This window comes from Streptomyces sp. NPDC007983 (assembly GCF_042958345.1).
Classification (GTDB): Bacteria; Actinomycetota; Actinomycetes; order Streptomycetales; family Streptomycetaceae; genus Streptomyces.
In genome coordinates, this window is the sequence record NZ_JBIBJI010000024.1 from 80,821 (window position 1) to 95,302 (window position 14,482).

At 71.3% G+C, this 14,482-nt stretch carries 13 protein-coding genes; 9 read left to right on the forward strand and 4 right to left on the reverse strand.

Going from position 1 to position 14,482, the window contains the following annotated elements; genetic code table 11:
- Window positions 1-44: 44 nt before the first annotated feature.
- Window positions 45-434: a metal-sensing transcriptional repressor gene (locus tag ACFZCY_RS40075; protein ID WP_391185207.1), complete on the forward strand. Its 390-nt coding sequence runs from the start codon at window positions 45-47 to the stop codon at window positions 432-434.
- A 55-nt stretch (window positions 435-489) separates the two neighbouring features.
- Here ACFZCY_RS40075 and ACFZCY_RS40080 read toward each other — a convergent pair whose 3' ends face one another.
- Both ACFZCY_RS40080 and ACFZCY_RS40085 read right to left on the reverse strand, forming a co-directional pair.
- Window positions 490-822 carry a hypothetical protein gene (locus ACFZCY_RS40080; protein ID WP_391185243.1) on the reverse strand — a complete coding sequence of 111 codons (333 nt, stop codon included), beginning with the start codon at window positions 820-822 and terminating at the stop codon, window positions 490-492.
- 108 nt (window positions 823-930) lie between these two features.
- Window positions 931-1,833: a hypothetical protein gene (locus tag ACFZCY_RS40085; protein ID WP_391185210.1), complete on the reverse strand. Its 903-nt coding sequence runs from the start codon at window positions 1,831-1,833 to the stop codon at window positions 931-933.
- 385 nt (window positions 1,834-2,218) lie between these two features.
- Here ACFZCY_RS40085 and ACFZCY_RS40090 point away from each other — a divergent pair, with 385 nt between their 5' ends.
- Window positions 2,219-3,805, forward strand: a complete 1,587-nt coding sequence (locus ACFZCY_RS40090; RefSeq protein WP_391185212.1) for an FAD-binding protein — start codon at window positions 2,219-2,221, stop codon at window positions 3,803-3,805.
- A gap of 128 nt (window positions 3,806-3,933) precedes the next feature.
- Here ACFZCY_RS40090 and ACFZCY_RS40095 read toward each other — a convergent pair whose 3' ends face one another.
- Both ACFZCY_RS40095 and ACFZCY_RS40100 read right to left on the reverse strand, forming a co-directional pair.
- Entirely contained in the window at window positions 3,934-4,647 is a 714-nt protein-coding gene (locus ACFZCY_RS40095) for a phosphatase PAP2 family protein (protein ID WP_391185214.1), read from the reverse strand.
- A gap of 214 nt (window positions 4,648-4,861) precedes the next feature.
- Window positions 4,862-5,887, reverse strand: coding sequence for an NlpC/P60 family protein (locus ACFZCY_RS40100; RefSeq protein ID WP_391185240.1), 1,026 nt, complete (start codon window positions 5,885-5,887; stop codon window positions 4,862-4,864).
- Between the two features lie 176 nt (window positions 5,888-6,063).
- Here ACFZCY_RS40100 and ACFZCY_RS40105 point away from each other — a divergent pair, with 176 nt between their 5' ends.
- The 7 genes from ACFZCY_RS40105 (at window position 6,064) to ACFZCY_RS40135 (ending at window position 14,283) form a co-directional block, all read left to right on the forward strand.
- Complete coding sequence (locus ACFZCY_RS40105) at window positions 6,064-6,294, forward strand: DUF397 domain-containing protein (protein WP_391185217.1); 231 nt, start codon at window positions 6,064-6,066, stop codon at window positions 6,292-6,294.
- Between the two features lie 240 nt (window positions 6,295-6,534).
- Window positions 6,535-6,843, forward strand: a complete 309-nt coding sequence (locus ACFZCY_RS40110) for a hypothetical protein (protein WP_009716148.1) — start codon at window positions 6,535-6,537, stop codon at window positions 6,841-6,843.
- A gap of 307 nt (window positions 6,844-7,150) precedes the next feature.
- Window positions 7,151-8,047, forward strand: a complete 897-nt coding sequence (locus ACFZCY_RS40115) for a hypothetical protein (RefSeq protein ID WP_391185220.1) — start codon at window positions 7,151-7,153, stop codon at window positions 8,045-8,047.
- Complete coding sequence (locus tag ACFZCY_RS40120) at window positions 8,037-9,380, forward strand: hypothetical protein (RefSeq protein ID WP_391185222.1); 1,344 nt, start codon at window positions 8,037-8,039, stop codon at window positions 9,378-9,380. The genes ACFZCY_RS40115 and ACFZCY_RS40120 overlap by 11 nt, the downstream gene beginning before the upstream one ends.
- On the forward strand, window positions 9,377-10,939 hold the full coding sequence (locus tag ACFZCY_RS40125) for an SCO6880 family protein (protein WP_361489011.1): 1,563 nt from the start codon (window positions 9,377-9,379) through the stop codon (window positions 10,937-10,939). Before ACFZCY_RS40120 ends, ACFZCY_RS40125 begins: the two co-directional genes overlap by 4 nt.
- Window positions 10,940-11,012: 73 nt before the next feature.
- The gene (locus tag ACFZCY_RS40130) at window positions 11,013-12,431 is read left to right on the forward strand and encodes an ATP-binding protein (RefSeq protein ID WP_391185225.1); all 1,419 of its coding nucleotides are present in this window, start codon (window positions 11,013-11,015) and stop codon (window positions 12,429-12,431) included.
- A 1-nt stretch (window position 12,432) separates the two neighbouring features.
- Entirely contained in the window at window positions 12,433-14,283 is a 1,851-nt protein-coding gene (locus ACFZCY_RS40135) for a hypothetical protein (RefSeq protein WP_391185227.1), read from the forward strand.
- The last annotated feature ends 199 nt before the right edge of the window (window positions 14,284-14,482 follow it).

Below are 14,482 nucleotides of genomic sequence, written 5' to 3' on the forward strand. Positions count from 1 at the left end.
ACTGGGGGTATATGTGCACCGATAGTGAACAACGGGAGGACGCCATGACCACCACGGCAGCCGGCACCACCACGCCCACCGGCGACCAGCGGGGCCAGGCGTCCGGCCAGGCTTCGTCTACCCACGGCGGCCACGGGTACGCCCACCAGAAGGACCAGCACCTGAAGCGGCTGCGCCGGATCGAGGGCCAGATCCGGGGGCTGCAGCGGATGGTCGAAGAGGACGTCTACTGCATCGACATACTCACCCAGGTCTCCGCGAGCACCAAGGCCCTGCAGTCCTTCGCCCTCCAGCTGCTCGAAGAGCATCTGCGGCACTGCGTCGCCAGCGCGGCCGTCGAGAGCGCCGCCAAGGAGGGCGGTGAAGGAGAGGACGAGGTGGACGCCAAGGTCGCCGAGGCGACGGCGGCCATCGCCCGGCTGCTGCGCACGTGAGGACGCCGCGGACCTGAGGTCACCCCCGGGCCTGACGCCGCCCCGGGGGGCGGGCCTATCGGGCGTCCGGACCGCCGGTTTCCGGCAGGTCGGTTTCCGGACGGCCGGCCTTCCGTACCTTCGAGCGGTCGGCCGAATCCGATCGCTCTGATGTCCGGTCCGACGATCGCCCTGATGACCGGCCGGCTGAGCGGTCGGATGACCGATCGGATGACCGGCCGGCCGATCGGTCGGTCTCCACCCGGAGCACTTCGTCGATGCGGTCCGGACTGAGCCTGTCCTCGTCCGCGCTCGCTGCAGCGATCATCAATTCACCGTAGAGATCGATCTCGACGAGGGCCACGGGGTCCGGGCCCGGAGAGCCGCGACGCGCAACCACGTGTTTCACCTCCTCCTGCGAGCACCTTCGAGCAGCAGCTTCCCAGCGTAGGGATCGGTACACACTCCGCGCATGGCACGGATGGGCCATTTCGAAGGACAGAGCGGGCCCCTCCGACTACTTCTGAGGCGATCCGACCTTTCCTGCGTAGATATCCGCGGGCTTGGGGAGCTGGACGGCGGCCGCCACCCCGAAGTCGTACAGCTCCGTCGTCGAGGCGACCCCCACCGCGCGCCGCCCGTCCGCACTCTCGGGGGGCCGCGTACCGCTCGCCCGGCTGGTCACGGTGAAGCGGTGCCGCACCTCACGCAGCCGCCCCAGCCCGTCCAGATACGCGTCGAAGGGCACCAGGGGGTCGGTGAACCCCTTCGCCGCGGCCCGCAACGGCCCCCGTACGCCGCGGGAGGCCACCTGGGCGGCCCGGCCGATGTCCGTGGTGCCGCGGTAGTGCCGTACCAGGGCGCCGTCCAGCCCCTCCTGCCCGACCAGGCTCGCCCGCCGTACGCCGCGCAGCAGTTCGGCGGCGGTCAGCGGATCGGTCGCCCCGCCGGTGACCAGATTGCCGTCCGGAATGCCCGCCGTGTCCACCCGTACCCATTTGTCGCTGGGGATGCCCGCACCACGGTTGCGCATGAAGAGCGCACCGGACGCCAGCAGTTCGGTGATCGGCCCGTGCTCGGCCGCGCCCGTCGCGTCCCTCGGCAGCACCAGCCGCAGCCGCCCCCGCCGCTGCTCGAAGTCGTACGCCCCGCGACCCTCGATCGACACCCGGGTGCCGCCGGTCGCCGTCTCCAGGGTCGTCCGCACCCGTGAACTCCCCGAACTCACCAGCACATCCGCGGCCTGCCGCAGCACGGCGACCGCGGCCGCCGCCCCGGGGGCACCGCCCGGGCGCTCGTCCGCCACCGTCTGGGACGAGCAGCCGCTGACGGTCGCCAGCAGCCCGGCCAGCAGACCACCCGCCACGCACCCGGCGACCGCCCTCGCCCGTCTCCTTCCACCGCGCCGCTGAACCACCATCGACCGTCGACCCCCTGGCCACGCTCGTCCACGCCTTGATACTTGTTCGTTTAACGACCCGTTCCGGCCGCCCGTCACGGCCCGGTAGCGTGGTCATGTGCTCGACTCAGGTGACACAGGCCCCGACCAAGCCCGCACCACCACCGTGGAGAAGGGGGCCTTCTGCCTCGCCCGATGCACCTGCGGCTGGACCGGCCCGGCCCGCCGCGCCCGGTCCATGGCCCGCGACGACGCCGACGCTCATACGACGGACCGTCATTCTTCCGCCACAAACGGAACCCCGCCGCCCGGCATGCCCTCTGACCAGGAGACCGGGCGGCGAACGCGGTAACGGCGGTGGCCCGGTCGACCGGAGGGGCAAGGTCGACAGGGAGGGGACACCGTCATGGACCGGCGGAAACTGCTGGCAGCGAGCGCGGGGCTGGCGTCCACGGCCACCTGGGCCGCGGCATGCAGCAGCAACACGACGGGGAACGCCGCCGGCGGCGTGACGTCCCTCGGTGCCGTCTCGAGCAGCCGGCTCACGGCGCGCGACGGCAAGCCGAAGGCCGCGGACTGGACCGCGCTCGGCAAGGCGCTGCACGGCGACCTGGTGCGCCCCGGCGACGCCGACTACACCTCCGCGAGCCGCCTGTACAACACCCGCTTCGACCGTCTGCGGCCCGCCGGTGTCGCCTATATAGGCAATACATCCGACATCACCGCATGTCTGGACTTCGCCCGGCGCCATGGCACCCCCGTCGCCATCCGCAACGGCGGCCACAGCTACGCGGGTTATTCCAGCGGCGACGGCCGCCTGGTCATCGACGTCTCAGCGCTCGACTCCATCCGCACCACCACGGGCGAGGCCCGCATCGGCGGCGGCGCCAAGCTCATCGACGTCTACACCCGGCTCGGCGCCCACGGCGTCACCGTCCCCGGCGGCTCCTGCCCGACCGTCGGCATCTCCGGGCTCACCCTCGGCGGCGGCCACGGCGTGGTCTCCCGGGCGTACGGGCTCACCTCCGACCACCTCACCGGCGCGACCCTCATCACCGCCGCGGGCAAGACCCTCCAGGTCTCCAAGGACCGCGAACCCGACCTCTTCTGGGCGCTGCGCGGCGCGGGCGGCGGCAACTTCGGCGTCGTCACCGAACTGCGCTTCCGTACCCGCAAGCCCGGCGACGGCGTCACCGCCTATATGTCCTGGCCCTGGTCGAAGGCGGCCAAGGTGCTCAAGTCCTGGCAGAAGTGGGGCCCCGACCAGCCCGACGAGATCTGGTCGGCGCTGCACCTGTCGGCCGCCCCCGGCCACACCCCCACCGTCTCCGTCAGTTGCTTCTCTCTCGGCACCTACGGCGACCTGCAGAACGCGGTGGACCGGCTCGCCGACGGCCCCGGCGGCCCCGGCCCCGCCTCCCGGGTGACCCTGCGCCGCCGGGGGTACGTCGACGCGATGCGCATGTACGCGGGATGCGGCGACACCTCGACCACCCGCTGCCGTCTGCCCGGCGACAAGCCCGGCCGCAGCGCCGACGGGGTGCTGAAGCGGGAGACGTACGCGGCCCGGTCCGACTTCTTCGACCGCTCGCTGACCCAGGCGGGGGTGCGCGCGATGCTCGACCAGGTCGAGCGCTTCGGGCGGCGCACCAGCGGCGGCGGCGCGGTCAGCATCGCGCTCACCGCGCTCGGCGGCGCCGTGAACCGCGTCGACCCGAAGGCCACCGCGTTCGTCCACCGCCGCTCGCGGTTCCTCGCGCAGTACACCGCGTCCTGGGCGGCGGGCGGCGCGGGCGCCCCGCAGAACGCGTGGCTGGACCAGGCGCACACGGCGATGCGGCGCTACGCCTCCGGGGCGGCGTACCAGAACTACACCGACGCCACGCTCAAGAACTGGCGCTCGGCGTACTACGGATCCGGCGCGGACCGGCTGGCGGGGCTGAAGAAGCGTTACGACCCGAACCGGCTCTTCGACTTCCCGCAGGCGCTGTGACCGGGCGGGTGCTGTGACCCCGCGGGCGCTGTGACCGGGCGGGCCCGGTAGCACCCCCGTCCCCTTTGATGCCCCCTATGACCGACGGGCGGCCCGGCCTGATGCCGTGCCGCCCGTCGACAGGTGTGTCAGGCCGCGAGGTCCTTGCTGCCGCGCTCCGAGCCCGGCGACCGGGCCTCGGGGAACTCCGGGACCTCCTCGCCCGCCGCGGCGGCCGGAGCGGGGCGCCCGGCCCGTATCAGCCAGGAGGCCCGCGACCCGGCGATCGTGGTGGTGAGCGGCGTCAGCAGCATCATCGCGAGCGGCGCGAGCAGCAGCGCGACCGCCGTTCCCAGCGCGAACCCGCCGACCACGTCCGTCGGATAGTGCACGCCCATGTAGACGCGGCAGAAGCCCTCGAGCAGCGCGAGCCCGATCGCGGCCAGCCCGTACCGCCGGTGGGCCATGAAGATGCCCACGGCGAGCCCCATGGTCAGCGTCGCGTGATCGCTGACGAAGGAGAAGTCGGTCTTGCCCGCCACCAGGACGTCGAGCCCCTGATGGTCCCGGAACGGCCGCGGACGCTGGACGAAGCCGCGGATCGGGATGTTGGCGATCAGCGCGAGCCCGGCGGCCAGCGGCGCCCACATCAGCCCGGCGACGGCCGACGGCGCGTCCTGCGACCGCTTGCGCACGCTCCACCAGGCGCCGAGGCCCACCAGGACGAGCCCGATGATGATCCCGTACTCGCCGACGAACTCCATCACGCGGTCGAACCAGTGCGGGGCGTCCTTGGCGAGCCCGTTGATGTCGTAGAGAAGGCTGACATCGGGGTTCGACCCGTCCAGTGCGAGTCCAGCCATGTGCCGCGGCCCCTTATCTCTCACCTGTCGCTACGTACAGCTGCCGACCCCCGTGATTCCCCACGACCGACGGTCCCGGCGTGCGATTGCCGAGCGGTGTGCGCCGATCCACTTCCAGGAAACGCCCTTATTCCGCCAGGCGTTCCGTTCGCTACCCAACGATCACCGGGACGTTACCGAAGGGTGACCCATCGCCGCAGCTCAGAGGGAATCCTCAGGCCGTGCCGGGCTCGGGGAGCGCTTTTGCGCCATCCTGCGTCACCCGCGTCGCCCCGATGTAGTCCGGGGAGTCGATGGGGTCGAAGCGGATCACCGCACCAGTGTAGGGCGCGTTGATCATCTTCCCGCCGCCCACGTAGATCCCCACGTGGTGAATGGATCTCGGGTCGTCCAGGTCGTACGCGAAGAAGACCAGATCACCCGGGAGCAGCTCGTCGCGCTTGGGATGCGGTCCGGCGTTCCACTGGTCGTTGGCGACGCGCGGCAGCTCGATCCCCACCGTCTTGTACGCCGCCTTCGTCAGCCCCGAGCAGTCGAACCGCCCGTCCTGGTCCGGGGTGCCGTTACCGCCCCACAGATAGGGCTTCCCGAGCTGCTTCTGCGCGAAGTAGATCGCCGCGGCCGACTGCCGCGACGGCTGCACGGTCTGCGTGGGCGCCTCGAAGCTCTTGGCCAGGGTGGTGATGGTCTTCACGTAGTTCTGGGTCTCGCGGTACGGCGGCACGCCCTTGTACTTGAGCACGGCGTACGCGCCCGCGTTGTAGGACGCCAGCATGTTGTGCGTCAGATTGCCCGGTACGTCCTTCACGTACTTCGCGAGGGAGCAGTCGTAGGCGGCCGCGGACGGAATCGCGTCGTTCGGATTCCAGATGTCCCGCTTGCCGTCCTTGTCGCCGTCCACCCCGTGCGACGCCCAGGTGGCGGGAATGAACTGGGCCAGCCCCTTGGCGTTGGCCGGGCTCTGCGCCTTCGCGTTCCAGCCGCTCTCCTGGTAGAGCTGCGCGGCGAGCAGGGCCGGGTTGAGCGCGGGGCAGGAGTTCCCGTACCGCTGGATCAGCGGCGCGTACGAGGCCGGGACCGCGCCCTTCGCCAGACCGACGCTGGTGCCCCCGCCACCGCCCGCGAGGTTCGCGGCGACCAAGTAGGTGCCGAGAACGAGCAGGACGACGAAGGAAAAACAGACTCCGATACCGACACTGACACCCAGCCAGACCTTACGCACCCGGCCATCCTCCCCCATCAGCCCGCGGTACGAACGCGTTTCCGTACGCACGGCGAAAATCAGCCGCTCGCAAGCCGAAACCCTACGGGCGGCCGCCGCCGCGTGCCCCCTGTGCCCCCTCCGCGCGCCCCGTGGAACGCGTAAAGTCCGGCCCGTCCGAGCACCTGACACCCCATGAACCCCGAGGAACACGGATGACGCAGCTGGACTGGCAGCGGGCCTCGACCGACGAGGACGAGGAGGCGGGCGCCTACCTGGAGGTGGCCGCGGGCCCCGACGGCCGGATCTACATGCGCGAGAGCAACGACCCGGAGACCGTCGTCGTCACCACCCAGGCCAAGTGGGAGGCGTTCCTCAAGGGGGTCAAGGCGGGCGAGTTCGACGACTTCGCGGAGGAGCTCACGGAGGAGCTCACGGAGGAATGAAGGGCTTGGCTACCGATCGTTGCCCGGCGCCCACCCGCGTGATACACAGAGTAACCAAAGGGCGCCTGATGGACACGACTCGTCCTCCTGCCAGGTCACCGTGGTCCACAACACGTACGAGATCCGCCAAGAAATGCCGCCCAGTCGACATGCGGAAGCGGATTCGTCAGCGAAGATAGAGACTGACCCACGCCGGCGCGGCGGGGCACACAACTACCCATAAGGGGCGGTGAGTTCATTATGTTCCTAGCGGCCGAAAAGGGCGACATCAACACCATCATCGGCGGAATCGCCCCAGACTGGGGCCCCTTCGGAAGCCTGGGCAGCGAGGCCCGCGTCATGATCGAGGTCGTCATGGCCGTGGCGCTGCTGCTGTGCTTCGGCATCGCGATCTGGGGCGCGGCCAAGCAGCGCATCGGCGCGACCGCGCTGCGCGACACCTTCAGCGCGGAGCAGGGCAAGGGCCTGATCGTCGCGGGGCTGACCGGCGTGTTCATCATCGGCTCGCTGGGCACGCTCTTCACGATCGTGTACGGCATGGCCATCTAGCCACGCTCCCGCACCGCTCCGGCCCGCGCCCCCGCGCACCGGAGCCGCCCCCCGCGCGCGGCGCGCGCCCCCGCCCCCGAGCCTCCGCCCCCGATCCCCCCTACCGGCCCCACCCTCCGTACCCGAGGCTGCTTCCTGATGCCCGCACCCGCCGCTCCCGTCGCCGAGGTCGTGTCAGTCTGATGTCCACTCACACCACCACGCCCACACGTCGGTCCACGCCGCTACCGTCGTACCAGCGTGGCGGAACAGCGGCCACGGCCACGGACGGCGGCAGTGTCGGCACGGTTGAAGGGGCGAGCACGCGATGAGTCTCGGCGGCGACGGCGGCTACGGCGGTGACTACGACTACGACGGCCACGACGCCGGCCGCACCCGCGGCACGGCCTCCGGCGGCCACCTGACGCGCACGCGCCTACCGGAAGGCGACGAGGACCCCTACGGCCCGCCCCGCCGCGGCCCCGGCCGGGCGGGCAAGCCCAGCCGCAACCTGATCACGGTCGTCGGCGTCGTCGTCCTGCTCCTCGCCGCCATCGCCTTCGTCAACCGCGGCGGCCAGGGCGACGGCGGCTCGTCCGACGCGGACTCCGGCGGCTCCAACGCCGACGCCCAGCCCACCGCCCCCACCGGCACCCGCCCGGTCACCGGCAAGAACGGCACGACGGGCATCGCGTCGGGCTTCGCGAAGTCCCAGCAGGGGGCGCAGAGCGCGGCGGCGAACTACGCGGTGGCGCTGGGGTCCGCCGACATGCTCAACCGCGAGCAGCGTCATGAGATCGTTCCGCAGATTTTCACGGCCACGGCCGCAGACCCGCTCCAGACCAAGCTCGACAAGGCATACTCCGCCGGCTCTCTGGAGAAGATCGGGCTGGAGGCGAACGGCAAGGCGCCCGACGGCATGACCTACATCTCGCGCACCGCTCCCTTGGGCACCAAGATCGCAAAGTTCACGAACACCACGGCGACGGTGGCGGTGTGGTGCACCGGAGTGTTCGGTACGGCGGGCGAGGGTTCCAAGAATCCGGTCACCAACGACTGGTTCACCATGACGCTCAAGCTGCGGTGGACGGACAACGACTGGAAGACCGAGAGCTACTCCCAGAAGAGCGGCCCCGCCCCCGTCAACGGCGACAACACCGCCTCCACGGCCGATGAGATCGCCAAGGCAGTCGACCAGTACGGAGGGTTCACCTATGCCCGCTAGCCCGAGCCGTCGCGCTCTCACGCTCACGGGCGTTCTGGCGGCCGTTCAAACGGCCGCCGTCCTTCTTGCGACCCGTGCGGCCGCTGCCCCTTCGCCCACACCGAGCCCATCCGGCAGCGAGGACGATTGCAGCGCGCTCCTCGGCCAGGTCCGCGAAAACTGTGAAAAGGGCGGCGGCGGTGGCGGCTCAGGCGCCCCCTCCGACCCGTCGAATCCGCTGGACCCCGCCGCCTCCCTGGCCCGCGGCTGTGCCGACGCCGCCTCATGGCTCGTCGGCAAGCTCTCGAAGCTCGTCAAGGAGACGGCGAACGTCGACTTCACCAACGAGGCCTTCCTCCGCCAGTACGCCGTCGTCTTCGCCGCCTCGACCGTCCTGACCCTCATCCTCTGGCTCCTCGCCGTCGCCAAGCGCGCCATCCGCGGCGTCCCGCTCGGCGAGGCGCTCTCCGAGGCCATCGGCTTCCTGTGGCTGACGGTCCTGGCCTCCGCCTTCACCCCGCTCATCCTCTATACGGTCGTCACCGCCACCGACGCCGTCACGGACGCCATCGCCTCCGGCACCGGTGCCGACAACGACGCCTTCTTCGGATCGTTCGCCCAGGCCCTCAAGCGGGACGAGGACATCGGCGGCGGCCCCATCATGCTCATCGTCGTTTCGCTCGTGACGATCCTCGCCTCCGGTGTGCTCTGTCTGGAACTGGTCATCCGCGCGGCCCTGCTCTACGTCGGCGCCCTGCTCGGCACGGCCGTCTACGCGGGCCTCGTCGACAAGAACATGTGGGGGCACGTCCGCCGCTGGGCCGGGATCATGATCGCGGTGATTCTCGTCAAGCCGGTCATCGTGATAGTCCTCGCCCTGGCCGGCGCGCTCTCCACCTCCGGTAACGAGCCCGAAGCCTTCTCGGCCGTCGTCTCCGGCCTCTCGATCATCATCCTCGCCATCTTCGCCAGCGCGATGATCTACCGCTTCGTGCCCGGTTTCGGCGACGAGATCGTCAAGGCCCGCAGCGCCAGCGCCGACCCCGCCTCCCGTCAGGCCGCCGCGGTCATCAGCTCGCCCGCGGCCCTGGTGAAGCAGGGCATCAACACCCACAGCGCCCGCGGCGGGGGCGACGGCGGAGGTGGCGGCGGTGCCCGCCCGGGCCAGGCCAAGCCCGCCAACCCCGTATCCGGCGGCGTCGCCGCGCACAGCTCCCGCGGCGGCGGGGGCGGCAGCGGCGGGGGCGCCTCCGGCGCCAGCCGCACCGGCAACTCCGGAGGCGGCGGGTCCGCTCCCGCCCCCCGTTCGCAGAACAACAGCTCAGGCAACAACCCGGGAGGTGACCGGCGGTGACGGTCGATGCCCAGTCCCACGCCATCGCACCGCGCCGCACGTATCTGATCGGCCGTGCCCGCCCCAACGCGATCGTCGGCAAGAACCGCGAGACCGGTGAGATCGCGCTGATCATCGCGGGCGCGTTCATCGGGATGATGTGCGGGCTGCTGGTGCCGATGCTGACGCTGCGCATCGTCGCCCTGGTCGGCTTCCCGACCCTCGCGCTGGCCGCCGTGTACGTGCCGTACAACGGGCGCACGTTCTACCGCTGGTTCGAGATCAACCGCTCGTACCGGCGCAGCGTCCGCAAAGGCACCACCGGCTACCGCTCCGCTGCCGCCGAGGCCGGCACCCGGCTCGACGGCCGCGAGGTGGAGGTCGGCCCGCCCCCCGGCATCGGCCGGATCAACTGGCTGGCCGCGCCGTTCGGCCCGGACGAGATCGCCGTCCTGCTGCACGCCGACCGCCGCACGGTCACCGCCGCGATCGAGATCGAGGGCCCGGGCGTGGGCCTGCGGGACAGCGAGGACCAGGAGGCCCTGGTCGACCGGTTCGGCACGCTGCTCAAGCATGTGGCCAACGGCGACGGCTTCGTGACCCGGCTGCAGATGCTGGCCCGTACCCTCCCCGCCGACCCGGACGCGCACGCCAAGGACGTCGAGCGGCGCGGCGACAACGGCGCCCCGGGCTGGCTCAAGGATTCGTACGACCAGCTGCAGTCGATGGTGTCCACCTCCTCCGAGCAGCACCGCGCCTACCTCGTCGCCTGCATGCACTACACCCGCGACCTGGCCGCGGAGGCGCAGGCCATCGCGCGCGCCACCCGGCGCAGCGGCGGCGGCCGCCGGATCGACAAGGACGCGGGCCTGGCCGTGATCATGGCGCGCGAGCTGACCGACATCTGCGCGCGGCTCGCCGAGGCCGACATCCGGGTGCGCCAGCCCCTCGGGCAGGGCCGGCTGGCCTCGCTCATCCACTCCATGTACGACCCGGACCACCCCATCGACCACATCCAGGCGATGACCAAGCGCAACGCCTGGCCCGCCGAGCTGGACGCGATGGAGCCCACCTACCTCCAGGCGAAGACCCGCGAGTCCAGCACCCGCGAGCCCTGGTGCCACGCCACCGCATGGGTGAAGGAGTGGCCCATGACGCCGGTCGGGGTGAACTTCCTCGCCCCGCTGCTCGTCCACACCCCCGATGTCATCCGTACGGTCGCCGTCTGCATGGACCTGGAGCCCACGGAGATCGCGATCGAGCGGATGCTGACCGAAAAGGTCAACGACGAGGCCGAGGCCAGCCGCGCCGCGAAGATGAACCGTACGGTGGACCCGCGCGACATCGCCGCGCACGGCCGGCTCGACCAGCGGGGCGAGGACCTGGCCAGCGGCGCCGCGGGTGTCAACCTGGTCGGCTACATCACCGTCTCCTCCCGCTCGCCGGAGGGGCTCGCCCGCGACAAGCGGACCATCCGGGCCTCGGCGGGGAAGAGCTATCTCAAGCTGGAGTGGTGCGACCGTGAGCACCACCGGGCGTTTGTGAACACGCTGCCGTTCGCGACCGGTATCCGCCGTTAGCCGACCGCAGCTGATCGATAGCCGTCAGAGACGACCTTGAGACGACTGGGACTGGGACGATAGGGGCTCCGCCGTGGCCGATCCGATGACCGCCGTCACCGACGCGTTCACCAGCTTTCTGTTCGGGAAGGTGGAGACGACTCGGCTGCCGGTCCGTACGTCCACGGGGCAGGCGCAGGCCGTCTACCTCCCGACCGCGGCCCCGGGCCTCGGCGACTCGGGCGTCATCATCGGGCGCGAGGTGTACTCCGGGAAGGGTTACATCTACGACCCGTTCCAGCTGTACGGCCAGCAGCTGCCCGCCCCGCACTGGCTGGTGCTCGGGGAGTCCGGCAACGGCAAGTCGGCCCTGGAGAAGACGTACGTACTGCGTCAGCTCCGGTTCCGCGACCGCCAGGTGGTGGTGCTGGACGCGCAGGGCGAGGACGGCGTCGGCGAGTGGAACCTGATCGCCCAGGAGCTGGGGATAACGCCCATCCGGCTCGACCCGATGGCGGCCCTGGACGGCGGCATCCGGCTCAACCCCCTGGACCCGTCGATCACGACGACCGGTCAGCTGGCCCTGCTCCGCACGATCATCGAGGTCGCGATGGGGCACGGGCTCGACGAGCGCTCCGGGTTCGCCCTCAAGGTCGCGCACGCCTACGTCAACGAGACCATCACCGACCGCCAGCCGGTGCTGACCGACATCGTCGAGCAGCTGCGCCACCCGGAACCGGAGTCGGCGGAGGCGATGAACGTCGACCTGGACGACGTACGGGCCTGGGGCCTGGACGTCGCCCTGGTGCTGGACCGGCTGGTCGACGGTGACCTGCGCGGCATGTTCGACGGTCCGACCACGGCCGGAATCGATCTCGACGCGCCACTCATCGTCTTCGACCTGTCCCATATCGACCGCAACTCGATCGCGATGCCGATCCTCATGGCCATCGTGGGAGTCTGGCTGGAGCACACCTGGATCCGGCCCGACCGCAAGAAGCGCATCTTCCTGGTCGAAGAGGCCTGGCACATCATCAACTCGCCCTTCGTCGCCCAGCTCTTCCAGCGGCTGCTGAAGTTCGGCCGGCGGCTCGGACTGTCCTTCGTCGCCGTCGTCCACCATCTGTCCGACGTGGTCGACGGCGCGGCGGCGCGCGAGGCCGCGGCGATCCTCAAGATGGCCTCGACCCGGACGATCTACGCCCAGAAGGCGGACGAGGCCCGGGCCACCGGGCGGGTGCTGGGCCTGCCCCGCTGGGCGGTGGAGATCATTCCGACGCTCTCGCCCGGTATCGCGGTCTGGGACGTCAACGGCAACGTACAGGTCGTCAAACACCTGATCACCGAGGCCGAGCGTCCCCTCGTCTACACCGACCGGGCGATGACCGAGGACGGGATCGCCGTCCAGCTGGCCGCCGAGGCGGAGGCCGAGGAGCGAGCGGCGTCGGCGGTCGAGGCCGCGGCGGAGGCGGAGCCCTATGGCGGTCCGTCGTACGGCTCCACGGTGGCCTGACATGGCGGCGGGGCAGTACCGCGGCGGACCCGCGGAGCACGGCGGTCAGGGAAGACCGCCGTCCCCCCAGGGCGGCATCCCGGACGGGCTGCTGCTCGGGCTCATCGCCTTTCTGCTGGGGCTGACCGTACTGATCTGGTCGGCGACCGGCCTGTCCGCACTCTTCGCGCACGGCGCCTGGCCGGACGGCCTCAGCTTCCTGCACACGCCCCTGGCGCTGCGCCACCTGGTGGAGGAGCCGCACGACCTGGCGGCGGCCTGGCCCGCCACTCCGAAGGCCCAGCTGTCCGGGTACGGACTGTTCTGGGGCGTCTTCATCAGCGAGCTGATGGTGCTGATCGTCCTCGCGGTCTTCGCGGTCGGCACGCTGACCCGCTACCGGCTGGTCCGCGCCAGGCGCCGCGCCGCCCGGGCCCAGGCCGCACCCGGCATCGCCGACGTCGCGGACGCCGCCGACGGCACGGGTACGGAGCGGGCTCCCGGCCCCGCGTACGCCCCCGAGGGCACCGAGTACCGGAAAGCGCCCCCGGAAGCCCCCCACCCACCCGTCCACGGGACGGTGACGGGCCACGGCAGACCGGGGCACGACCACATCCCGGCCGCCCGGCCCGAGAAGGCCCCCGCGCCCGGCGCCCCCAACTCTCGCGACGCCGTCACGGCGCATGGCACCGGCGCCCACCACTACGGATCCCCGGTGGAGGCCATCGCCCCCGGCGCCGAGGGGCCGGTCGGCCGGCCAGTCGCCGCGTACGAGACGGCCACCGGCCCCGGCCCTGTCACCCCGGAACCCACCGAGCCCTCCGCCCCGGTCTCGCCCGCCCCGGGCGGCCCGCAGGAGCCCGCCGCGTCGCCACAGCCCGTGCCCGCCTCCGGCACCGGCCTCGCCGCCGGGCTGTTCGGCCCCGGCGGGGAGCCGGCCCGGTCCCGTGTCCTCTTCGGCACCGAGCGCGGCGAAGCCGCCGCCCAGGCCATCCTGGAGGCGGTCGGCCCGGTTCTCGCCGTCACCAGCGATCCCGACCTGTGGGCCGCGACGAAGGACGCCCGCGCCAAGTTCGGGCCCACCCATGTCTTCGACCCGTCCCACCTCCTCGACACCCCTGCCCGGCTGCGCTGGAACCCGGCGGACGACTGCGCTTCCCGCGAGGTCGCGGTCGCCCGCGCCGCCGCCCTGCTGGCCCCCGTGCGCCCCGCGCACGCGATGGACCAGCCCATGGCGGAGGCCGCGGAGACGATGCTGCGCTGCTGGCTGCACGCGGCCGCGGTGGACGGCCGCCCCTTCCGCCACGTACACCGCTGGGCACAGGGCAGCTCGGCGCATGAGCCGGTACGGATCCTCCGTACGCACCCCAAGGCGGCGGGCGGCGCGGCAGGCGAGCTGGAAGCCACCCTCACCGCGCACCCCGAACGGCGCGATATGGCCCAGGAACTGACGGCACGTGCGCTGGGCGCACTCTCGTCGATCCACATTCGGGACGCGTGCAATCCGGGGCGAGCCGACGCGCTCGCTCTGGAGTCATTCATCGGTGAAGGGGGAACCCTCTATCTGATGGGGGAATCCATCGAGGATCCCCGAACCCATCCGGGTGCGATGCCCTTGTTGACCGCACTCGCCTCGCACGTGGTCGAGCACGGCCGGCGCATGGCCGAACGGTCATCCTCCGGTCGGCTCGACCCACCACTGACCCTGGTGCTGGACGACGTGGCCGCCGTGGCGCCGCTTCCGGCCCTGCCGGACCTGCTGGCCCAGGGCGCCGCCCAGGGTATGCCCACGCTGGCGCTGATGCGCTCGCAGGAGCAGGCACGAGCCCGTTGGCCGCACCACACCCTGGCCGCCGGGCAGGAGTTGGGATAACCGCACACCGCACCTGAGGCGATGGCCCCGATCCTGAGGCGATGGCCCCGGTCGGTGAGAACCCCGCTGTACGCACACGGAAGTGTTCCAACGCAAAAATGCCTCGGCCCCGAGCATGAAATGCTCGGGGCCGAGGCTAAAAATTGTTCGGCGGCGTCCTACTCTCCCACAGGGTCCCCCCTGCAGTACCATCGGCGCT

What these genes read in the sequence shown, in the direction of transcription:
- ACFZCY_RS40075 (WP_391185207.1), top strand. Translation starts at nt 45, where the DNA reads ATGACCACCACGGCAGCCGGCACCACCACGCCCACCGGCGACCAGCGG.
- ACFZCY_RS40100 (WP_391185240.1), bottom strand. Translation starts at nt 5,887, where the DNA reads ATGGGGGAGGATGGCCGGGTGCGTAAGGTCTGGCTGGGTGTCAGTGTC.
- ACFZCY_RS40085 (WP_391185210.1), bottom strand. Translation starts at nt 1,833, where the DNA reads ATGGTGGTTCAGCGGCGCGGTGGAAGGAGACGGGCGAGGGCGGTCGCC.
- ACFZCY_RS40105 (WP_391185217.1), top strand. Translation starts at nt 6,064, where the DNA reads ATGACGCAGCTGGACTGGCAGCGGGCCTCGACCGACGAGGACGAGGAG.
- ACFZCY_RS40115 (WP_391185220.1), top strand. Translation starts at nt 7,151, where the DNA reads ATGAGTCTCGGCGGCGACGGCGGCTACGGCGGTGACTACGACTACGAC.
- ACFZCY_RS40095 (WP_391185214.1), bottom strand. Translation starts at nt 4,647, where the DNA reads ATGGCTGGACTCGCACTGGACGGGTCGAACCCCGATGTCAGCCTTCTC.
- ACFZCY_RS40110 (WP_009716148.1), top strand. Translation starts at nt 6,535, where the DNA reads ATGTTCCTAGCGGCCGAAAAGGGCGACATCAACACCATCATCGGCGGA.
- ACFZCY_RS40135 (WP_391185227.1), top strand. Translation starts at nt 12,433, where the DNA reads ATGGCGGCGGGGCAGTACCGCGGCGGACCCGCGGAGCACGGCGGTCAG.
- ACFZCY_RS40090 (WP_391185212.1), top strand. Translation starts at nt 2,219, where the DNA reads ATGGACCGGCGGAAACTGCTGGCAGCGAGCGCGGGGCTGGCGTCCACG.
- ACFZCY_RS40120 (WP_391185222.1), top strand. Translation starts at nt 8,037, where the DNA reads ATGCCCGCTAGCCCGAGCCGTCGCGCTCTCACGCTCACGGGCGTTCTG.